At 58.9% G+C, this 380-nt stretch carries 1 tRNA gene; it reads left to right on the forward strand.

The features are described from left to right. Nucleotides 1–185: 185 nt before the first annotated feature. Nucleotides 186–259, forward strand: a tRNA-Cys gene (locus tag TX83_RS19875). The last annotated feature ends 121 nt before the right edge of the window (nucleotides 260–380 follow it).

Below are 380 nucleotides of genomic sequence, written 5' to 3' on the forward strand. Positions count from 1 at the left end.
AGCACGACCTTGCCAAGGTCGGGGTCGCGAGTTCGAGTCTCGTTTCCCGCTCCAGATTCAAAGCGGTTTCGGCAACGGAATCGGTTTAGAAACGAGACCCCTTCGCGGGGTTTTGTTTTTTCAGCGAAGGCGGGCAGAGATTGCAAGCCGACGCGACCGCAGGCAGTATGCTGTGGCGAGTCACCGGCCGGGTGGCAGAGTGGTTATGCAGCGGACTGCAAATCCGCGTACGCCGGTTCAATTCCGACCTCGGCCTCCAAATCGGGCGCATCGATCAGACCAAGGGTCGGTCCGCCGCAGTAACGGAAAGCGGTAAAACAAAAGTTTCAGCGGGAATAGCTCAGTTGGTAGAGCACGACCTTGCCAAGGTCGGGGTCGCG

It is taken from the genome of Lysobacter antibioticus HS124, assembly GCF_000336385.2.
In the GTDB taxonomy this organism is placed as follows: domain Bacteria; phylum Pseudomonadota; class Gammaproteobacteria; order Xanthomonadales; family Xanthomonadaceae; genus Lysobacter; species Lysobacter firmicutimachus.